At 24.4% G+C, this 21658-nt stretch carries 22 protein-coding genes, 6 tRNA genes and 1 pseudogene; 15 read left to right on the plus strand and 14 right to left on the minus strand.

Annotated elements, in window-relative coordinates; translation table 4 throughout:
• Position 1: 1 nt before the first annotated feature.
• From AACK94_RS01975 to AACK94_RS01985, 3 genes are all read right to left on the minus strand, one after another.
• Positions 2-244, minus strand: a complete 243-nt coding sequence (locus tag AACK94_RS01975; protein ID WP_281749131.1) for a hypothetical protein — start codon at positions 242-244, stop codon at positions 2-4.
• 243 nt (positions 245-487) lie between these two features.
• Positions 488-1351: a hypothetical protein gene (locus tag AACK94_RS01980; protein ID WP_338975987.1), complete on the minus strand. Its 864-nt coding sequence runs from the start codon at positions 1349-1351 to the stop codon at positions 488-490.
• A 42-nt stretch (positions 1352-1393) separates the two neighbouring features.
• Positions 1394-2194 carry a hypothetical protein gene (locus tag AACK94_RS01985; RefSeq protein WP_338975988.1) on the minus strand — a complete coding sequence of 267 codons (801 nt, stop codon included), beginning with the start codon at positions 2192-2194 and terminating at the stop codon, positions 1394-1396.
• Between the two features lie 72 nt (positions 2195-2266).
• On the opposite strand from AACK94_RS01985, the gene AACK94_RS01990 reads away from it, so the two are divergent.
• Positions 2267-3427, plus strand: a complete 1161-nt coding sequence (locus AACK94_RS01990; protein WP_338975594.1) for an Mbov_0401 family ICE element transposase-like protein — start codon at positions 2267-2269, stop codon at positions 3425-3427.
• 277 nt (positions 3428-3704) lie between these two features.
• Here the strand turns inward: AACK94_RS01990 and AACK94_RS01995 are convergent, their stop codons facing one another.
• From AACK94_RS01995 to AACK94_RS02015, 5 genes are all read right to left on the minus strand, one after another.
• Complete coding sequence (locus AACK94_RS01995) at positions 3705-3827, minus strand: hypothetical protein (RefSeq protein ID WP_338975989.1); 123 nt, start codon at positions 3825-3827, stop codon at positions 3705-3707.
• Between the two features lie 267 nt (positions 3828-4094).
• Entirely contained in the window at positions 4095-4457 is a 363-nt protein-coding gene (locus tag AACK94_RS02000; protein WP_252318892.1) for a hypothetical protein, read from the minus strand.
• 22 nt (positions 4458-4479) lie between these two features.
• On the minus strand, positions 4480-4899 hold the full coding sequence (locus AACK94_RS02005) for an HIT family protein (protein ID WP_338975990.1): 420 nt from the start codon (positions 4897-4899) through the stop codon (positions 4480-4482).
• A gap of 51 nt (positions 4900-4950) precedes the next feature.
• Positions 4951-6663: a hypothetical protein gene (locus AACK94_RS02010; protein WP_338975991.1), complete on the minus strand. Its 1713-nt coding sequence runs from the start codon at positions 6661-6663 to the stop codon at positions 4951-4953.
• A 16-nt stretch (positions 6664-6679) separates the two neighbouring features.
• On the minus strand, positions 6680-8722 hold the full coding sequence (locus AACK94_RS02015) for a hypothetical protein (protein ID WP_338975992.1): 2043 nt from the start codon (positions 8720-8722) through the stop codon (positions 6680-6682).
• 305 nt (positions 8723-9027) lie between these two features.
• Here AACK94_RS02015 and AACK94_RS02020 point away from each other — a divergent pair, with 305 nt between their 5' ends.
• The 5 genes from AACK94_RS02020 to AACK94_RS02040 all read left to right on the plus strand — a co-directional run bounded on the left by AACK94_RS02020 (position 9028) and on the right by AACK94_RS02040 (position 12153).
• A complete protein-coding gene (locus AACK94_RS02020; RefSeq protein ID WP_338975993.1) occupies positions 9028-10311 on the plus strand; it encodes an aminotransferase class V-fold PLP-dependent enzyme in 1284 nt (427 codons plus the stop codon).
• On the plus strand, positions 10298-10756 hold the full coding sequence (gene sufU, locus AACK94_RS02025; RefSeq protein ID WP_174481014.1) for a Fe-S cluster assembly sulfur transfer protein SufU: 459 nt from the start codon (positions 10298-10300) through the stop codon (positions 10754-10756). The genes AACK94_RS02020 and sufU overlap by 14 nt, the downstream gene beginning before the upstream one ends.
• Positions 10740-11300, plus strand: a complete 561-nt coding sequence (locus tag AACK94_RS02030) for a 5-formyltetrahydrofolate cyclo-ligase (protein WP_252319030.1) — start codon at positions 10740-10742, stop codon at positions 11298-11300. The genes sufU and AACK94_RS02030 overlap by 17 nt, the downstream gene beginning before the upstream one ends.
• A 342-nt stretch (positions 11301-11642) precedes the next feature.
• Positions 11643-11825, plus strand: coding sequence for a hypothetical protein (locus AACK94_RS02035; protein WP_338975994.1), 183 nt, complete (start codon positions 11643-11645; stop codon positions 11823-11825).
• Positions 11803-12153, plus strand: a complete 351-nt coding sequence (locus tag AACK94_RS02040) for a hypothetical protein (protein ID WP_338975995.1) — start codon at positions 11803-11805, stop codon at positions 12151-12153. Before AACK94_RS02035 ends, AACK94_RS02040 begins: the two co-directional genes overlap by 23 nt.
• 836 nt (positions 12154-12989) lie before the next feature.
• On the opposite strand, the gene AACK94_RS02045 is transcribed toward AACK94_RS02040, so the two are convergent.
• Together AACK94_RS02045 and AACK94_RS02050 are read right to left on the minus strand one after the other, a co-directional pair.
• Positions 12990-13847, minus strand: a complete 858-nt coding sequence (locus tag AACK94_RS02045) for an Mbov_0401 family ICE element transposase-like protein (protein WP_422397400.1) — start codon at positions 13845-13847, stop codon at positions 12990-12992.
• Positions 13817-14934, minus strand: a protein-coding gene (locus tag AACK94_RS02050; RefSeq protein WP_338975997.1) for an IS3 family transposase whose coding sequence is annotated in 2 segments (ribosomal slippage) — positions 13817-14664 and positions 14664-14934 — 1119 coding nt in all. Because the reading frame shifts where the segments join, the coding sequence is not laid out codon by codon here. Before AACK94_RS02050 ends, AACK94_RS02045 begins: the two co-directional genes overlap by 31 nt.
• A gap of 61 nt (positions 14935-14995) precedes the next feature.
• Between AACK94_RS02050 and AACK94_RS02055 the strand changes: the two are divergent.
• The 3 genes and pseudogenes from AACK94_RS02055 to AACK94_RS02065 all read left to right on the plus strand — a co-directional run.
• Positions 14996-16357: pseudogene (locus tag AACK94_RS02055) on the plus strand (oleate hydratase); the annotation flags it as partial.
• Positions 16358-16679: 322 nt separating this feature from the next.
• Positions 16680-17057: a S1 RNA-binding domain-containing protein gene (locus AACK94_RS02060; protein ID WP_338975998.1), complete on the plus strand. Its 378-nt coding sequence runs from the start codon at positions 16680-16682 to the stop codon at positions 17055-17057.
• 170 nt (positions 17058-17227) lie between these two features.
• On the plus strand, positions 17228-18538 hold the full coding sequence (locus AACK94_RS02065; RefSeq protein WP_338975999.1) for a glucose-6-phosphate isomerase: 1311 nt from the start codon (positions 17228-17230) through the stop codon (positions 18536-18538).
• A 160-nt stretch (positions 18539-18698) separates the two neighbouring features.
• On the opposite strand, the gene AACK94_RS02070 is transcribed toward AACK94_RS02065, so the two are convergent.
• The 4 genes from AACK94_RS02070 to AACK94_RS02085 all read right to left on the minus strand — a co-directional run bounded on the left by AACK94_RS02070 (position 18699) and on the right by AACK94_RS02085 (position 20824).
• Positions 18699-19133: a hypothetical protein gene (locus AACK94_RS02070; protein ID WP_338974693.1), complete on the minus strand. Its 435-nt coding sequence runs from the start codon at positions 19131-19133 to the stop codon at positions 18699-18701.
• A 193-nt stretch (positions 19134-19326) separates the two neighbouring features.
• A complete protein-coding gene (locus AACK94_RS02075) occupies positions 19327-19953 on the minus strand; it encodes an isochorismatase family cysteine hydrolase (protein WP_338962067.1) in 627 nt (208 codons plus the stop codon).
• Between the two features lie 9 nt (positions 19954-19962).
• Positions 19963-20277, minus strand: coding sequence for a hypothetical protein (locus AACK94_RS02080; protein ID WP_281748332.1), 315 nt, complete (start codon positions 20275-20277; stop codon positions 19963-19965).
• 118 nt (positions 20278-20395) lie between these two features.
• On the minus strand, positions 20396-20824 hold the full coding sequence (locus AACK94_RS02085) for a hypothetical protein (RefSeq protein ID WP_338976000.1): 429 nt from the start codon (positions 20822-20824) through the stop codon (positions 20396-20398).
• 284 nt (positions 20825-21108) lie between these two features.
• Between AACK94_RS02085 and AACK94_RS02090 the strand changes: the two genes are divergently transcribed.
• The 6 genes from AACK94_RS02090 to AACK94_RS02115 all read left to right on the plus strand — a co-directional run bounded on the left by AACK94_RS02090 (position 21109) and on the right by AACK94_RS02115 (position 21634).
• Positions 21109-21184, plus strand: a tRNA-Val gene (locus AACK94_RS02090).
• A 7-nt stretch (positions 21185-21191) separates the two neighbouring features.
• Positions 21192-21268 (plus strand) — tRNA-Thr (locus AACK94_RS02095).
• Between the two features lie 11 nt (positions 21269-21279).
• Positions 21280-21364 (plus strand) — tRNA-Tyr (locus tag AACK94_RS02100).
• Between the two features lie 10 nt (positions 21365-21374).
• A tRNA-Gln gene (locus AACK94_RS02105) sits at positions 21375-21449 on the plus strand.
• A gap of 16 nt (positions 21450-21465) precedes the next feature.
• A tRNA-Lys gene (locus AACK94_RS02110) sits at positions 21466-21540 on the plus strand.
• Positions 21541-21546: 6 nt separating this feature from the next.
• Positions 21547-21634: transfer RNA gene (locus AACK94_RS02115), tRNA-Leu, on the plus strand.
• The last annotated feature ends 24 nt before the right edge of the window (positions 21635-21658 follow it).

A 21658-nucleotide genomic window follows, 5' to 3' on the forward strand; every position in this document is an offset into this window, starting at 1 on the left:
GTTATTTATTAAAATAACCATATGGATAATTGCCATCTCATGGTATATCTATTCTTTCAATAGTATCTCCACCATTATAAAATTTTGTTTTTTTAGGATTATCAGCAAAGTATATTTTAAATTCACTTTTTATAGAAACTGAAATACCATGAATGTCAGACATTCATATTTTCTGAACACCCATTATAGGTTTTTTATATGAATTTAAATAATATTTAAGTCCACTAAGATTATGGGTAAGCACCTCCCATGATTAATCCTATTGTTCCAGTTGTAGCACCAGTTAGTGCTAATGCTAATGTTATTTTACTTAAATTTGCTTTTATTCATGTTTTCATATTAAATTACTCCTTTTTTCCTTGATTTTACTTATAAACTGTACTATTTTTGATTATTTTTACAAGTACGTTTTTAAACGCAAAATAACGCCTAAATAAAAGGCGTTATTTTGTGATACCTATACTATTAATGATATTGTAGTTGTTTATTATATGGCAAATGTGAAGATGCTTTTTTTCACAGTAGCATTATTTTTACCCCTAATTACATTTTTATATGGATACAATGCATAAAATAATCCATCATACGGGTCTTGATACATATTTTTATCAGGAATGTTAGTTTTGGTTTGGTCATAACGTAATTCTTCTAAACATTGAGTAGTCTTTGGTAAATCATCTTTATTTGCATAAAAGTTTCCATAACTCATAATGTTTCTCATTCAAACTACTCTATTAGTTAATCCTGCTTCTTGATTTAAATTTGAAGCATGTTTAATAGCAGTTTGTGTGATTAAAATAGTATTATGTTCATCTATTAATTTTTGATTTAATCAATCAATGGCAGTTCGTGCTTTATCATCATAAAAATAAATTGCTTGTTCAAAATTTTCAAAATTATCAATTAATCCTAAAATTTCATTAACATAAGCATTAATTTTTTCATTTTCATTTATAAAATCATTTGGAGTAACTACTAATTCACAAATAATATAAGCATCATAATAACCAGTATTATTATATTCTTTAAAACCCACTACTATAAATACAGTATGGTCTTTATGACCAGTTGCTCAATCCACACCAACTGAATAAAAATCAAATTTATACATATCTTTTTTTGAATTATAAAATTCTTTTAAATCATATGGTTGTCAGCACTTTACAGTTTTTTGAAATGGGAAAATTGTTGCATCACTATCTAAAAATTCAAAACCATAAAAAACAGTATTAAATTCATCAGGATTACTTTTTTTCATTTCTAATAATGTTCTTTTTTGAATATCTGGTAATTTATTTCAAAATGGTTGAATAGTAAATCTTAAAACAAATAAACCTAAACCACTAAACATATCTTGATTTTCATAATAAATTTTGCCATTTTTTTTAAGATTTTACATCACTTTATCATTTAATGGTAAAAATGGCGTACAGTATTTTAAATAAAATGGATGATATTTATCATAAGGATTACATGTAAAAGTAATAAAGAAACTTTTATAAAAATAGCGAGTAATTTTTTTTCCAAAATTAGGACTATATATATTTTTATCAATAAACGTTCAACTTCATTCTTTAATAGGTTCTTTTGATACTTTAATACGATTACTTCTAAACATAGAGTTTTGTAAACGTTCATATCGATATGTTAATTGCTTTTCTGTTAGTGTTTCTTTTTCTTCTGCCATAATAATTTCATCTGTTCTTGAACCTAAAAAACTTGAACCACCGGCTTCTTTTCCAAAAATCTTATTACCATTAGCATAACCAATAAAGTCAATTTGTTGATTATTAGGAAAAATAATACATCCACCATCCTTAGTTATTTTTCATTTAATACCATGTGGATTATTAGGTAATAAATTAATATTATATGTATCTAATAAAACTTGACAAACATTCATTAAAGCACCAATTGTAGTTTCACTATGAGTATTTTCATATCTTCTTACTTCTTGAACACTACTATCACTAAAATTACAACATATAAATAAATCAAATGCTAAACAATTTCAAGTTTTTCTTGTTCCACGTGCTGTTGGTACAAAACGATAAAAACAATTGGTAGTAAAATATTCTGCTCATTCATCACCAACAAATTCTTTAAAAATATCCCAACTAAAACCATAATTATTATCACTAAAATTAAGATTATATTTTTTATTTAATTGTACATAACTAGTGATAAAAGCCATATTTACTCCTTATTTTTAAAAAAAATTAAACTTAAATTATTAACAAATAAAATTTTGAAAGGAACATTAAAAATGTTTATATTACCATTTGTAAATCATTTTGATTGAGACAAACACAATTTTAATCAAGATGAATTAAATTTACAACAGACAGAAGAATTATTTAAAAAAATAGATGATTATTTATGAAATGCATGTGATAAATCTGTATATAAGTCATATAGATTTAGAAAAAGAAAATTAAAAACAAAAAAAGGTTTATTAACTTATAAACGACGTATTTGTACATATTATAACCCAAAAACACAAAAAATGGAATTTCTTTCATTGTTAGATAATTATCTTGGTGTTAAAAAATATAGTAAACTTGCACCTAATGTTATTAAACAAATTTTGAAATATTTTGCAGATGGTAAAAAGTATCATGATGTTTGTGATACTTTTATTGAAGGTTTAATAAGTAATAGTACAGTTTGTAGAACATATAAAAAGTTTCAATTACCAAAAGCCAATATCCTCAAAATACCATTACAACCATATCAAAATTTATATGTAAATATTGATGATGGACATAGAAAATTTAAGTTTAATGAAAAACATAATACTAAAAATTGTAAAAAATGTTCAATGAGATTATTAGTATTTTGTACTGGTAAAAAGAAGAATGGAAAATTAATTAATAAAAGAGCTGTATGTAAAATTAGAGTATCAAAAACAGAAATTGGTGCTGAAAAAACTGCCAAATTAATTGAAAAATATGGTAATTTATTTTTTGAAAATTTTGACCAAGCAAATTTAATAGTTTGTGGAGATAGTGCAAAATGAATTAGAAAAACTGCTACAATTTTAAATGCTAAATTTATTTTAGATAAATTCCATGCTTTTCATGTTTTATTTCTTGGCATAATGGCTGGAAGAAGAAAAAATAAAATTGCTAAATTACACTATCAAAATGCAATAAATTTATTTTCCAAAGGTCAATATTATGAATTAATTGATTTTTTACAATCATTGACTTTACAATATAAAAAATTAAAAGTTGGTTATTTTGTTAATGCAAAAGATGGCGTATTAAATCAAGCATTAGTTGAAAATATTGGTTGCTTTACTGAAACTAATATTAAACAAATTTTAAAGCATATGATTGGTGATAGAACTTATAACATTGATATGTATACCAAAATGGTTAATTTTAAATGTTATCAAATAAATACAGCAATACAATTATTATAAATTAACCATTTCAATTTAAAGATAACTAAAAATAAAATAAAACTTATTAAAGTAAAATTTAATAAGAATTTTTGAGTTATAAAAGTAAGTATTATTGTTGACTAATATTTTACAAGTGTTAAGATTAACATACAATTGCATATTGATTCTCGTCTAATCTTATAATTTAAAGACAAATTTGAATATTATTGACAACATCGGTACGCTCCCAAAAATTTTTAAAATTAGTTGATAAGGACTATTGATAATAATATAAATTTTATTAATAATCAAAAAATTATTGATTAGCACACTCTGGGCATTTCATAATTTTTCTTGCTGTTTTTGAGTTTGAAGCTAAATCATTACCATTAATTCCTTTATTACAACTTGAACAATGTAATACTTTTCTTTTTTTCATATCTCAATCTCCTTTATTTTTTTTATTAATGCTTAAAATTATAGCATCATTAATAAAAAATGCTTTTTTGATTAAAACAAAAAGGTAGTTATGCCACTCATCAATTAATAATTTTTATAAAATTTGATAATTAATAACTATTATAATATTTTTTTCTTATTATTTATGTTGAAAATAAACTCTAAAAATATTATTAATTATTTATTAAAAATTGGTTTAATACTATTTTCAACCAATATTTTAAGTTATTAATAATTATTTTATGACTTATTTACTATTAAATATTCATAAAATAGAGCCAAACGCCATGATAATATGTGGTAAAGCATTAATATAAGTTCATGTTGACTTATAATCTACATCTTTGCCAACAAATAAACCAATAACTATTATAACTGAAAGAAATGATATAAATAGTGCTCATAGTCTTGATCATAATCCAGGTTTAACTGAAAATGGTATTAGAATATAAATAATACCTATTATAACTAATGTAGCTCCATTTTCATTTCAGCCATAGAAACTATAAGTTATAACTCCCGCTGCATACAATAAACTAAAAACAATAATTCATACAGCACCAATTAGCATTAATATTTTAGGTAAAGTTAATAACTTAAGACTTTTCATTTTTTTCCTCCTTAAATATTTTTTACATTAATTGTGATTTTAGTATTTTTTTAATATTATTAATATCATCAATTGTAACATTTTCTTTTGTCCTATTAATTAAAAACCCTTTTTCACGAATATATTTTGGAATAATATGAACATGATAATGAAACACTTCTTGAAATGCTTCGCTACCATTATTAGTTAAAATATTAAATCCTTTAATTTCGGGAATAGTTTTTATTAGCAAATTAGCAATTTTATGAGTTGTGATACTAACATCAATCACTATTTTGGGTGTAGTATCAATAAAAGTTTCAAAATGCTGCTTTGGAATTACTAGAATGTGTCCTTTAGTTACGGGATTGATATCCATGAATGCTGCTGTATTTGTATCTTCAAAAATTAAGTTATTTGTATCTTTAATAATTGTACAAAAAATGCATGCTTTATTTGTCATATATTTCACCTCAACTTACTTTATAAGTATAACTTAAAATATTAAGTATTATTATGGATAAAACTCTTTTACCTTATTTCAAAATCCTTCTTCATATATATTATTTTTTGGAATATATGTTGGAAATAAATTTTGAGCAGCGATTTTAAAGTTTTCAGCTACTGGTGAATCTTTAGTTGCAGAATCACTAGCAGATATAGAATATAACATTTGTCAAAATATATTTCACTTTGTTTCTTGGGTAATAGTGCTTTCGTTAGCATCACCCCTTATATACTTAGAGAAATCTGTCTCAAGACTAGCATTACCACTATTGTTTCATGAATGAATTAAATTACTAATTTCTGGAACTCAGCCTTTGTTTTTATTATTTAAAAAACTAAAATCTAAATTTTGTAAAAGGTTTAGGAAATGAATAGGAGCAGAGTAAGTAAATGTAGCAATATTATTATTCGTAGTGTAATGTAATCCACCATTAGTTACTCAACTTGCAGCTTCTTGGGTAGTAGTAGCAGCACTTAAGAAACCATTAGCACCAAAATTAGGATCAATTTCACTAATAGTTGAGGCATTACCGCTTGTTAATTGAGTAAAAAAATCAGAATTTAAAGTTTTTTCTTTTCCTGAATCATCATTTTTAACAATCGACTCTCACTTTGGAGATTCAGAAGGACTACTATTTCATTTTTGATCAATGCTTTGCGCATTTGCTAAATCAGTAGTAAAGTTTCAATTTACATTATAGTTACTCTTTTGTCAACCAGTAGTATCTTGTAATTGACTTATGTAAAGGTTATTTGTTTGGGTTGAAATTATAGGTTTACCTGCTTCATTATCTTTAATATCAACAATATTGTCTAAAATATAAGACATTGTAAATAAAGTTTGATTTAATTCTGGTAAAATTTGATATTGATAATATTGTTGATAACGAAAACGTAATCATCATTGGAAACGTTTTAAATATTTTGAATAAGTTGGAATATCAGTACCAGAAAGACCTTTTTGTGTTTTATTAATACCAGCACTACTATTTCATTTTTTAGCATCATTTGGTAATAATTTACCAATTTCATTACTATAATTGTCATCTGGATGTTTAGCAATGGCAGCTAATTGTTCATCAAAAGCAGCATCTTTATCACCATAATCTTTATATAAACTATCAGGAGTAAATATTTGATCAGGATCATTAACTTTATCAGTATCTTTATTTTTTTCTTTATAAAATTCTACATTTTGATAATTAAATTTACTTGTACCATCCTGATGTCAACTTTGATTTTGAAATAATAACTCATTATTATCTGCTGCTGATACTTTATCTAGTGAATTAGCTGTATTAATACCACTTAAGTACTTTTGAGTTAATAAATTTAATCCTAAATCATCTTTAAGTTTTATAAAAGCTTTATTGGCTTCTCCCATTGTAGTAGTACCATTTGCATTTTTTGTGTCTTCACTATAATGAAGTTTCTTATGAAAAAATTCATAAAATTTTTGCTGAGCAATTGTTCCTTCAACATCTTTTAAAATAAAATCAAGACCTTGTGAATAAGTATTCTTAAACTGAGCAGAAATCGTTTCATTAAAGTTTACTCCTAAAAAATTAAATAATACACGATTTTTATAATCATCAGGAATTTTACCACTAGGTAAATTACTCATATCACGTTCATTATCACAAGCAACTAATAATAATACAGGGCCAGATAAAAGAGTAACTGAAGTTAATAATGGTAAAATATTTTTTATCTTTTTCATTTTTTATACCTCCCGTCTAAGAACTAATGATACTTGGATCATATCATCATAATGTTCGTTTCCCAACAACATCTAGATAATTAGCAATATTAGTATCCATACGAGCAACTGGTGCATCTTGTGTAAAGCCATCTCATGTATTATTAGTTTTTATAATATTATCCTTAAATGTTGCATTAATATTAATACCTTGTCTATTGTTTCAACGATTTTCTTTAGTTTTATCAAATCAACTTTTCATTTTTTCAACAAAGTCATTAATTTTCTTATCAGTTGGATCAAGAGGACTTGAACCAAATATATCCTGTAAATTTCAATGAATTAAACTTGAGTTATTATTAAAGTATAAATTATAATCTCATCAAGTTGCATCACCAAGGCTACCAGTACCTCCAGTACCTCCAGTAAAGGCTGTTAATGCATCATTTAAATTAAAAGTAGGAGTTGTATTTGGAGTATATTTTTGTAGTAAAAAACCAGTTTGTAAATAATCAAGATAAGGAGAATCAGATAATCCACCTAGACGCTCAGATAACGGTGCTAAGTCTTTTCACTGATAAGTATCTTTTCTATGATTTTTAAATGTTTTAATTATATTATAAGTTGATTCATCGCTTTTAGGTTTGTCTTGCTGTTGATATGTGATACCTGGCGTTTGAATAAAATGAATACCACCAGTATCAATAAAAATGCCAACTCCAGGTCCATTATTAACTGCAGCATCAGGAAGTTGTGGTCCTTTTATATCTTTCATATAAACTAAATCATTATATTGACTAGTACCATCTTTACCTTTATCTTTAATACTATCGCGGTCTATATAAGGAATTAAGTCATCTAAACCCTTTTCCTTGTCAGTTGGTGAAGTAAATTTTGTTAATTTATATGGTTGAATACCATCAACATTTTTACCAACACCTTCAGCACTAGTTACATAACGATATAAGTAATAATAAAAAGGACTATTCTCTTGTGAAGATTTAGTAATATCCATTAATCCTAAATCACCAGTTTTACTAACATCAGTAATAGCGGCCCCTTTTTCTTCGGTGAATGTTTGATCGAAACCATTGGTTCTAATATTGTTTAAAATTTCATTAATTTTAGTTTTATTTTGAGAAAACTGAGAAGCATTAATCTTTTCTTGTAAAGGTTTAGCAGTAGAGTCAAAAGGAATAACAATTTGACGAGTTCAAATTAATTCTTGATTTCTTAACATTACTTTAGCTATTTTAGATTGATTATCACTTAATAAGCCATCAATAGTATTGTATGAATCTGTTTCATAATTACTATCATTCTTATCATCACTAGTTTTTACAACAGGAAGACTAATATTAACACCAGTTCATGTTTTAGCAATTTTGACATTATCGTTTAATTTTGCAATAGCATCTGATTCTGAATTATTAGCATTAGCAACAATTCAAATTTTGCTAGAATATTTACCAAGAGCGATACTACCTGCTTTACCATTAATGTATTCTTGTACACTATCATAAGTACCATTTGGATTGTTTTCGCTCTTTACTTGTTCTCATAAATCCTTTAATCAAATATTAATTTCATTTTGATTGTAGTATTTATAATCCTTATAATTACTAGTAACATAACTACGTTGAATAATACCTAAAGCACTCTTTTTTAAAATATTATCAATGTAAGTATTAACATCATCATCGCCCAATACTTTCTTTCATTGTTTTTCTCATGAACGACCATATTTTGCTTGTAATGATTTTATTTTATTTTCCATTTCAGATTGAGCTGCTGTCAAAGCAGCAAGATAATCATCTTTATATTCTGGAGTATTTTTTAAAATTGAAAGATTAATATATTGATTAATATCAGTATATAATGTTTTACCTCATCCACTGTTGGGATTATTTAATAAGTAATTAAAAAAGGTGTCAGTCGTAGTACTTGTATCTATAAAAGCACTATTTCAGTCGAAAATATTAGTTGTGCCTCTTTCATTTGAATTATTACAAGCTATAATAGACATAGTTGATGTTGATGATAACGTGAAAGCTGCAACTAAGGCAAGAATATTGCGCACTTTATTCACTCCTTTTAATTAAATCTATAGCAAAAAAAGATTTTTTAATTTATTTTACTAAGATATCTTAACATAAAATTTATATTTAAGGGATAGTTTTTTCTAATTAATTTTAAAATGAAATAACTAATTACCAATTATTTATTTTAAAAAATTTAAAATATTATTTTTTTTAAATATTATTACTTTATAGTGCACAAATAATATTTTATTCATTTTTTAATTTTAAGAAAATTAGCACAAAATTAAGTGTATAATCATTAGTATAAGTATATTATATTTGGTGTAATGATATAGGAGTAAATATGAATAAAAAAATAAACATTAATGATAATACCTTTAAAACTGATTTTCCCTTTTTTAAAAATAATCCTGATTTAGTTTATTTAGATACAGCCGCTTCTTCACTAAAACCACAAATAGTTATTGATGCTGTTAGCGATTATTATGAAAAATATTGTATTAATCCACATAGTCAAGATTATCAACTTGCTGTTAAGGGAAATGATATATTTGAAGATACTAGAAAAACAATTAGTAAATTTATTAATAGTAACGAAAACGAAATAGTTTTTTGTCCTTCAGCAACTTTTGCTTATAATCAAATTGCTTTTGGCTTAGAAAAATATTTACAAGAAAATGATGAAATTTTATTAACCACTTTAGAACATAGCTCATTACTCTTACCATTTTATCGTTTGATACAAACTAAAAAAATTAAAATAAAATTTATTGAAACAAATAAACAAGGATTCATTACTGTTGAAAGTTTAAAAAAAGTTTTAACACCTAAAACCAGAATAGTTGCTTTTGCAAATATTAATAATTCTTTAGCAATAGAAAATGATACTGAAACATTAACTAATTTTATTAAAGAATATGGTAAAAAAAATGTTAAAAGTGATAATTGAATTTTTAAAAATATTTTAGTAATAATAGATGGTGCACAATCAATAGGACATATAAAAACTGATGTTAAAAATTGAAATATTGATTTTTTTGGATTTTCTGGTCATAAAGTTTTTGGTCCAACTGGAATCGGTGTCTTTTGAGGAAAAAACGAATGATTAAATATGCTAGATCCACTAATATTGGGTGGAGGCATGAATGGTGATATTTATGAAAATGGGAAATTTAACTTATTAAATAGTCCTTATCGTTTTGAAGGTGGAACACAAAATATTGCGGGTGTATTTGGGCTAGGTGCAGCTATTAAGTATTTATTAAACATTGGTATTGAAAATATTAGAAATCATGAAATTTTACTAAAAAAATACGCAATTGAACAATTAACAGCGCATTTAGGAAATAATATTGAAATTTATAATATTGATGGCAATAGTAGTAACATAATATTTAATATTAAAAAAGTATTTGCACAAGATGTTGCTAATTTTTTAGGAACACAAAATATATGCGTACGCAGTGGAACTTATTGTGCTAAATTATTACCTAATATAATTAACGCTGAAGTAACAATTCGTCTTAGTTTTTACATATATAATTGTAAAAAAGATATTGACTTATTAGTAATATCTTTAAAAAAAGGGATTAATGAAGGAGGAGATTTTTTAAATGAATTCTTTTAATAACAATCAAGACTATTATCGCAAACTAATTGTTGAACACTATAGTAATCCAAAAAATAAAGGTTTTAAAAATTTACCAAATAGTTTGACATATCATCAAAACAATGAATCATGTGTTGATAATTTTCATGTTGAAATTTCTATTAAAAATAAAGTTATTAATAGCGCACGCTTTACTGGAATTGGGTGTGCTATTTCAACTGCAGCAACCGATCTTTTTTGTATTTTAATTGAAGGTAAAACAATATCACAAATAAAAGAAATTATTATTAATTATCAAGCAATGTTATCAGAAAAGCAATTTAATGATAAAATAATTGAAAATATGATTGCTTTTAAAAATGTACCAAGACAGCGTAATCGAATTAAATGTGCCCTTATTGGTATTAATGGTATTAATAAAATAATTGAGAAAGAATGTGAAAAAAATGGAAATGGAAATTAAGGATAAAATTAGTTTAAGAACCATTTATTTAAAAAAATTAAAAAATGTTTCTAAAAATAATTATCAAAAGTGAAATAAAATTATTTTCAATAAATTTAATGAATCACATTATTTTAAACAAAATAATGTATTTGCTCTTTATAATTCCTTACCATATGAAGTAGAAACTAAAGAAATTATTGAATTATTATGAAAAAATCTAAAACAAGTTTGTTTACCAAGAATGAATGGTGAACATTTGGAATTTTACTTTATTAATAGTTGAAACGATATCGTATTTGATAATGATTTTAAAATTGGACAACCAAGTTTAAATTGCCAAAAAGTTATAGGAAGTCAAATTGATTGTATGTTAGTACCATTAATTGCCTTTGATAAAGATTATTACCGTATTGGTTATGGTAAAGGTTTTTACGACCGTTATTTATCTAAAAATAAATTTAACTTTAGTAAAATAGGACTTGGTTTTGCTATTCAAAAAATTCCTTATATAATTAATCACGATAATTGAGATATACCATTAGACTATATTTTTACTAATTAATATTTTAATCTAAAATTAAATACACTAATCAATAAATAAAAGATAGTTTAATTAATCAAATTATCTTTTTTTATTTTTATTGTATATTCATTTTTTCAATTATAGACTTAAATTAAGATTTACTTATAATAATTATTTTAAAAAGACTAAAACTACTCATTAGTTTAGTTTATACACACTTGAATTTTATAAAAACTGAATTAATTAAAATTATTTTATATTTTTTATCAAAATGAATTCAAAATTAAAAAAACAACAAATAATATTTTTAGTAAATCTTAATACTAAAAAATAAATATTTCTAAAAAAAATAATGAAAAAATACATAGGAGGCAAATAAACATGCGTTTATATAACTTAACGTGTGCTACACTTTTAAGTTCATTATCTTTATTAACTATTAATTCAAAGCATTGTTATTTAAATAAAGAAGAACGAGCTATAGAACAAGTTGATAATTTATACGTTATTGGTGATAGTTTATCAGATAATGGTGCACTTGTTGGAGCTGGAACACAATTTTAAAGGTAATAAAATCCTTCCAAAAATTCAAGAAATTAAAATGGAGGAACCTTATCATAATAATCAGTTTTGTAATGGTCCAAATGCAGTTAGTATTGTAGCAAATTATTTTCATAAACCTTTAACACCAGCATGGAAATTTCAAAAAATACCATTTGTTGGCAAAACTTATCAACAAATTGGCGAAAATTATGCTGTTGGTGCTGCTAGATTAGGATATAGTATTTATCCAGGTGGATTTTTTGTTAGTAAATTTTCAGCACAAGCACAAGTTACTTCTCTACTTTCACAACATAAAAAAGGAGATTGTCAAAAATCCGGAATAAATTAAATTTATATAGTCTTATTATATTTTAGACAAGAAATAATTTGGATTTTTATGAAATTGTATTTAAATAATATAATTTTTTTAAATAAATTGCAACAAAAATACTTATAATTAAGTTTGTTAAATGTTAAACTTATGAAATAAAATTAAGGAGAATTTAAAAATGAAAATTAAAGCACTTAAAAATTTACAGTTAATAACTGTATTACTATTTATTTTAACTATTTTAACTTTAATTATAGGATTGTTAATAATAGGTTTATTTCATGGAAAAGAAGTAGTAATCTCGAAAAATATTTCTTTACATAAAATTTTAAAAAAAATATTTAAATATAATGGTTTTATATTATGAAGTAAATATAGTTTATATTATATTCTAAGTAATAATAATATTTCTCTTAAAAATTTTGGAAACTATTATACTGTTCATAATTATTATCATTATTCTTTATTACAATTTAAAATTGGAATTATTTTTTGCGAGATTTTAGTACCAATTTTAATATTTATAACTATATTATTAATTTTATGAATAATTTATTTAAAAATAAAAATTAAAAATAAAAATTTTTGAGACTTTATTGCAAATTGTGAAATAATCAATAATTACTATATTCATTAAATTATGTGGGAGCGTACCGATGTTGTCAATAATATTCAAATTTGTCTTTAAATTATAAGATTAGACGAGAATCAATATGCAATTGTATGTTAATCTTAACACTTGTAAAATATTAGTCAACAATAATACTTACTTTTATAACTCAAAAATTCTTATTAAATTTTACTTTAATAAGTTTTATTTTATTTTTAGTTATCTTTAAATTGAAATGGTTAATTTATAATAATTGTATTGCTGTATTTATTTGATAACATTTAAAATTAACCATTTTGGTATACATATCAATGTTATAAGTTCTATCACCAATCATATGCTTTAAAATTTGTTTAATATTAGTTTCAGTAAAGCAACCAATATTTTCAACTAATGCTTGATTTAATACGCCATCTTTTGCATTAACAAAATAACCAACTTTTAATTTTTTATATTGTAAAGTCAATGATTGTAAAAAATCAATTAATTCATAATATTGACCTTTGGAAAATAAATTTATTGCATTTTGATAGTGTAATTTAGCAATTTTATTTTTTCTTCTTCCAGCCATTATGCCAAGAAATAAAACATGAAAAGCATGGAATTTATCTAAAATAAATTTAGCATTTAAAATTGTAGCAGTTTTTCTAATTCATTTTGCACTATCTCCACAAACTATTAAATTTGCTTGGTCAAAATTTTCAAAAAATAAATTACCATATTTTTCAATTAATTTGGCAGTTTTTTCAGCACCAATTTCTGTTTTTGATACTCTAATTTTACATACAGCTCTTTTATTAATTAATTTTCCATTCTTCTTTTTACCAGTACAAAATACTAATAATCTCATTGAACATTTTTTACAATTTTTAGTATTATGTTTTTCATTAAACTTAAATTTTCTATGTCCATCATCAATATTTACATATAAATTTTGATATGGTTGTAATGGTATTTTGAGGATATTGGCTTTTGGTAATTGAAACTTTTTATATGTTCTACAAACTGTACTATTACTTATTAAACCTTCAATAAAAGTATCACAAACTGGAATGGCAACCCTTTTTAGGACTATTTTTTGGTAGACATTTGTTTTTGATAACTAATTGGAGTTAGGTAGTTTAGAGTACTGTGAATTCTTATGTTGTTATATCAATTGATGTAATCAAATAATTCTAATTTTAATTGGATTAATGATGTAAAATTTTTATCATTAATAAATTCAATTTTGAAATTTTTAAAAGTTGCTTCAGCAACAGCATTGTCATAAGGACATCCTTTTTTGCTTAAAGATCGAGTTATGTTGAAAGCTAATAAAAGTTTATCAATAGTTTTATTATTGAATTCATTACAGCGATCAGTATGAAATATTTCAATATCTTTTAAACAGTGATTTGATTGCATAAATGCTTGATATACTAATGATGCATCTTTTTTAACTCCAACACTATGTCCAATAATTTCGCGGTTAAATAGGTCGATTAATAGGCAAATATAGTTTCATTTACCATTAACTTGAACATAAGTTAAATCACTAACAATAACTTCATTTTTAATTCTATTATTAAAGTTTCTATTAACAAGATTGGTTATTTGACTATCATTGACTTTATTATGATAATTTTTGAATGATAATTTAGTGTATTTTGATATTAAATTATGCTTATTCATAATTTCTTTAATTTTTCTGCGTGATAAATAAATTTCTTGGTTTGCTAGTATGACTTTTAATCTTCTAGTACCATAAACTTCTTTATTTTCTTTAAAAGCACTAATAACAGCTTGTTCATAAATATTATTTTGAATTTTATTTTTTTTCTTTAAATTAAAATAATATGTTGATTTAGAGAGTTTTAAAAAATGACACATTGTGCGAATTTTATATTTAGATTTATTATTTGCAATAATCTCTACTTTCTGCCTATTATTAGTGCTGCTTGCTTTAAAATATCAATTTCCATTCGTAACTGTTTTAATTCTTTATTTGCTTGAATTAATTGTTTTTCTAAATCTGAAAGATTATCTTTAGTTTTAAAACTACCTGAATTAGTAAATTGCTTAATTCAATTGTAAGTAGCTGCTCTTGTAACATTGTATTCTTTAACAAGGCAAGATACTGATTTGCCACTTTGATATAAAGCTACTATTTGTTTTTTAAATTCATCTGAATATGAGTTAATAGTGACCATAATTATAATTCCTTTCTTTTAACTAATTTGTTCACTTGTCTATGTAATTAGTGTCCAATAAAGTGTAACCCATCCAGCTTGTAAAAAAATAATTGAATTATTTTTAACAAAAGAAGTAAATCTAAGTAATAAAACAATCGAAGAAGTATTTCCAGAAGATTTTTTTAAATCAAATTTTTGATGATATTGATCATCAATGTTTGCTTTTGAAAAATGACATAGTGCTATGGAAATGAGAAGATATATTATGAGATTCATTCATCATCTTGGTGGATTACCAGATTTATCAGCACTTAAATTTACCAAATACAATCAATACGAATCACTTGTTTTACCATTAATTTCTCACTTAGAAGAACAAGGTGTTGTTTTTCACTATGAAACAACAGTAAAAAATATTATAATTTCAGAAAATGAACATAATGAAAAAATTGCAAAAAAAATCATTTTTCAAAAAAAGAATAAAGAACAACAAATAATATTAAAAGAAAATTATTTCGTTTTTGTAACTAATGGCAGTATTACTGAAAGTACAAGATACGGCGATCATAATACTCCAGCACCAATTAGTGAACAACTCCAATTAGGTGGAAGTTGAGAATTATGAGAAAATTTGGCAAAGCAAAGTGAAGATTTTGGAAAACCAGAAAAATTTTATGCAAATTTACCAAAAGAAAGTTGATTTATCTCAGCAACATTAACAACTCTAGATAAAAAAATGGCACCTTATATTGAAAAAATTAGTAAAAGAGATCCATATGCTAAAAAAGTTGTAACTGGTGGAATTGTTACAGCTATCGATTCCAGTTGAATTTTAAGTTATACCTTAAATCGTCAACCACACTTTAAAAGCCAATCAGATGATCAATTAGTTGTTTGAATCTATGGATTACTTTCAAATAAGGAAGGAGATTATATTAAAAAAAGTATTACTGAATGTTCTGGCATGGAAATAGCTCAAGAGTGATTATATCATATTGGTGTTCCTGAAGAAGAAATCTTTGAACTTGCTAAAAACTCATGTAATGTGGTACCAGTTTATATGCCATTTATTACCTCATATTTTATGCCAAGAGAAATTGGTGATCGTCCTTTAGTAGTTCCAGAAGGTTCAAAAAATTTAGCATTTATTGGTAATTTTAGTGAAACTGAAGATGATACAGTTTTTACAACCGAATATTCAGTGAGAACTGCTATGGAAGCCGTCTATAAATTATTAAACGTTGATAGAGGAATACCAGAAGTTTTTGCTTCAGCATATGATATTAGAGTACTATTGAATTCAACTCATATTTTATGAGATAAGAAAAAAATTAATGATATACAAGTTCCTCTCATCTTAAAAATTTTCCGTAGAGGTGCATTAAAAAAAATCAAGGGAACTTTTCTAGAAGAATTACTTGAAAAATCTGGATTACTATAATAAATTCCAATATTTTTAATAATATTTATAAAATAAAAATATTTATTTTAAATTACCGTTTTAAGTATAAAATAAAGAAAAATATTAAAAAAAATTAGTGATATTGTTACAAATAACATTCATTTCTTTAAAAACAAACAAGTTGCTAACAAATTTAATATTCTAATAATCTTTAAATTTAAAATCAATTAATAATTTCTCATTCTAATGTTTAGAAATTCATAAAATTAATATTATTAATTTTAACTTCAAGATTAAATATAATGTTATAATATTTTTATGTATTATTAAATTATACAAAAGAAAGAGGAATTAACTTATTATGAGTACAATTATTAAAAATGAAGAAAATGAATCAAATGTTCAACAATTTCAAGTTGGTGACATTATTACCGTAACTCCAACTGGAATAAAGGAATTTGGAGTTTTTTGTAAGTGTCCAAATGGATTTTCTGGTTTAATTCACATTAGTCGTATTACCCCTAAATTTGTTAAAAATGTTAGTGATTATTTTACAATTGGTACATCAGTTAAAGCAGAAATAATAGGTATTGATCATACTAAACAACAATTAAGTTTAAGTACAAAAGAACAAGGATTAGTGGCAAAGAATAATTCTTCAATTGAAGAAAATGGTAAAGGATTTGCACCAATAAGAGAAACTGTTGATAATTGATTTAAAAAAGAAGAAAATAATTAAAATACTATTTTTCTTCCAAATAATAAAAAATATTGCTATTTAATGGCAATATTTTTTATTTTTTTCTTGCAATTTAAAATTTTTACAACTATATTTTTATTATAAATATTAAATAGTATTATTACGAATTAATATTTTAATTTTAAATACTATAAGGAGGTTATAGAATAGTGATAAAAACTAATTTAAAGTTTACTAATTTAGATATGAAAGAATTATCAACTTTATATCAAGAAAAAGTAACGGCGATTAACGCCGAACTGGAAAGTAATGCTAAAAATGAAGATGGTTGATTAGGATGAATTGATTTTCCATTTGCATACCAAAAAGACATTACTTTTCAAGAGTCTTGAAAGCGAATGAAAACTCTAGCATTGAAACTACAAAAAGAAATACAAGTTTTAGTAGTAATTGGTATTGGTGGATCATATTTAGGTGCTAGAGCAGGAATTGATATGGTGCAAGGTTTATTTAATAATACTGCTCCTGTTAAAGTAATTTATATGGGTAATACTATGAGTTCAACTTATGTTCACCAAGTTTTATCATATTTAAAAGATAAAGAATTTGCCATTAATGTTATTTCTAAATCAGGAACTACTACTGAACCAGCAATTGCCTTTCGTTTGTTAAAAGAACTATTAATTAAACAAAAGAAAAATAAGAATATTGTTAATAACAGAATTATCGCTACTACTGATAAAACAAGAGGAGTACTCCATGATTTGGCAAAAGAAGAAGGATATGAAAGCTTTGTTATCCCCGATAATATCGGTGGTAGATACTCTGTTTTAACTCCTGTTGGTATTTTTCCGATGATGGTAGCAGGAATTAACTGTGAAGAAATTATTGCTAGTGCACAATTAGCAGCAAAAGAATGTAAAAGTGATAAAATTGATGTTAATAATGCTTATTTATATGCAGTTTCTCGCTATCATTTACATAAAACTAATAATAAAGCAGTTGAAATTTTAGTAAGCTATGAATTACAAATGCAAATGTTATGTGAATGATGAAAACAATTATTTGGTGAATCAGAAGGTAAGGATGGCAAAGGATTATTACCAGCTAGTGTTGTTTTTTCAACTGATTTACATTCAATGGGCCAATTTATTCAAGAAGGTTCAAAAATGTTTTTTGAAACAGTAATAAAAATCAAAAAACCTAATGAAGATATCAAAATTCCACTTGATAAAGAAAACAATGATCAATTAAACTATTTAACAAAACATTCTTTACATGAAATTAATAATATTGCCTTACAAGGAACTATTGAAGCTCATAGTGATGAAATAGTAGGAAAAACTCCAAATATTTTATTAGAATGGGATACAATGGATAGCAAAATGTTTGGTTATGCTAGTTATTTCTTTATGAAGGCTTGTGCTGTTAGTGCAAAATTATTAGGTGTTGACCCATTTAACCAACCTGGTGTTGAAGTATACAAAAAGAAAATGTTTACATTATTAGGTAAAAAATAATTTCCTAATAATAAATTTAATAAAACATTAAAATATAGTTATATAAAAACCATTCTGAAAAGAATGGTTTTTATATAATTTACTTAGTTGTTTTTCACTTATTAATTTACAATATTATATTATGACATTTCTTTGCAAATAATAATCTAAATAAATGTAATTATAAGTTAAGTTGTATTTTAAATGATGGTAAATGATATATACCAGTACTAGTTGATGGTGCATTTATAAAATCAAATTGATTTATTTCATTTACCATTTTTTGTTCTTGTTCTTTAATTAAAAAACTTTCTACTATATGCTTAGTTATTTGTTCTTGAATAGAATATTGTGCTTTTTCTTCAGAAAAACCTTGATTAATACATTCAATAAAAATGAAAGATAATTTTTCATTTATTTCATTATTCTTAATAATCTCTTGATAAACATCATTAAATTCATTATTTAATAATTTTATATTTAATATTAATAAATCTTCATAACTCATATTTATAAAATTTAAATTAAATTCAAATTTTTCAAAAATATTTATTATTAATTGTTGATTTTCAAGTTCTTGATACTCACTTTCTGATTGGATTACTTTACTAGCCATCTTTTAATCTTCCTTTTCTAATATTTTAATTTAATAAAACCTAATATAGATTAATTTCTATATTAGGTATAAACATTTATTAAATTATTTTATTATTTTATCATAATTTCTATTCTAAATATAAAAATTATTAAATAATATGGATAAAATTTATTATTTATATAAATTTATTTTATTTAAAACTCTACTTTAATTAAATAACATCCTTAACAATAGTAATGCCATTTTTAAGCATTGAATATCATGCATATTGATTTAAAATATGAGCTGGATGCTCTGGTTGATCATAAGTATTTGTCATTGTCATTGGAACAATAACATTTACTTCTTTATTGTGCTGATTAAATCAAGTTTTACAACTAATAGCAAATTGATAAATACAAATATCAGTACAACAACCAACAATAATAATGTTATCCCATTGTAAATTTGGCTTAAAATCAAAAGCAAAAAAACCATTAGTACTATTTTTTTTAATAATCTTAATATTGTCAAATTTTAATTCTTCTACTAACTCTGATTCAATAGTATTTTCCAAACAATGACTAGGAAAAGTATGGAATTCGGGACTATGTTCATTATGAGCATCATTAAAAGCAATAACTTTGGTTTCATTAGTATTTACTTTTGCTAATAAATTTTTAATTGGTTTAATAATTGAATTAATATTAGGTGAAAATAAATTTCCTTTTTTAGCAAAGCCATTAACCATATCAACAATAAATATAATATTATGACCTTTTAAAGTTTTAAAATCTAAATTAACTGTTTTATCCAAAGTTTTATTTATCATTTCAATAAATGAATCATTATTTTTCATTATTCACCTCTATTTTTTAAAAATTAATCGTTTAATAATAAATCAAATTATACTACAGCCAGAACAAATTGGCATTAAGAAAATAGTAAAAATAATTCCTACTTTTAAAAAGAAAATATCTACTGTTATTCCTTGACTACTTTGATAGGTTAAACTATCAATTACACCATTTATATAAATAAAATTAAATCCATTAAAAATATCTATTTTAATACTTAATAACATAATTAACCCTAATAATAAAAATATAAAACCAGAAAAAAATAAAATAGTAATTATTTTTTCATCAAGAGGTAATTTTTTTCATCAATTTTTAGTTATCATTATTATCACCTATTTTTTTTAATTATATCATTGTTATATTACTGCTATAAAATAAATAAAAAAATTCTTACTTTAATGTGAAAAATAAGAATTTTTTAAAATTAATAAATTGCTATTTTTACTTTTTTACTACTTTTAAATAACAACTGTATCCAAAAATAATAATACTTGTAAACAATAAGATTGGAGTAGCAATAACCGATAAGATTAATCCTATTTGTAACTGTGCTGCTGTACCTGTTAAAGTTGCAGTTCCACCTAATGCAGCAACTGCAATTTTTAATTTATCAAAATAATCAGTTAATGACATAGTAACACCAAAATTAGTTATACTACCCTTAATAAAATCTCCAATAGTTCAAGGATGAGAATTTCTTAAAATTCAAAACCCATCATGACTTTCGGCCACTTTAGCTCCTAGAGGTTTAACTGTTCAAGATACTGTTCCAATTAAAATTAATCCTAAAATCATTACTATTAACATAGTTATAAATACGTAAAAACTAATTTTATCTAACTTTGATAATTTTTTTCAAATTTTTTGCATAAATTTTCCCTTTCTTTTAATATAAATATGGCTCAAAAAAATTGTAGCAAACTCTAAAAAAATATTATATTTAAAATATATAAAAACTGAAAATAGGTATAAAATAGTAATATTTAACATAAAATTACTTTTTTTGGTTTTTTCTCTTAAGTTTTCTTTTAAAAAATAATTAAAAATAAAATAATTTTACATTATCTTTAAAAAATAATTGTAAATGTGAAAAATATCTATTATAATGATTAAGGTTTTTTAAGAATAAATAATTCTAATAAAACAAAAAATAAGGAGTATTAGCTCAGCTGGGAGAGCAATTGCCTTACAAGCAATAGGTCGGCGGTTCAAGTCCGTCATACTCCACCATTTACCTGCTGATGTGGCTCAATCCGGCAGAGCAACGGTTTTGTAAACCGTAGGTTGCAGGTTCGATTCCTGTCATCAGCACCATTATTATTTATGGAGGGGTAGCAAAGTGGCCAACTGCACCTGGCTGTAAACCAGATCTCTTCGAGTTCGGGGGTTCGACTCCCTCCCCCTCCACCATATTACTTATTGGGGTGTAGCCAAGCGGTAAGGCAACGGCCTTTGACGCCGTCATGCGTTGGTTCAAATCCAACCACCTCAGCCATATATTTTATTAATTTGTCCTCGTAGCTCAGCGGTAGAGCACTCGGCTTTTAACCGAGGTGTCGCAAGTTCGATCCTTGCCGGGGACACCATTTGATGCCCAGGTGGTGAAATGGCAGACACGTCGGGCTTAAGATCCGATGACTTTTATAGGTTGTGCGAGTTCGAGTCTCGCTCTGGGCACCATTTTATATATTTATTAATGACGAG

It is taken from the genome of Spiroplasma endosymbiont of Monopis laevigella (assembly GCF_964019975.1).
Taxonomy (GTDB): domain Bacteria; phylum Bacillota_I; class Bacilli_A; order Mycoplasmatales; family VBWQ01; genus Spiroplasma_E; species Spiroplasma_E ixodetis_A.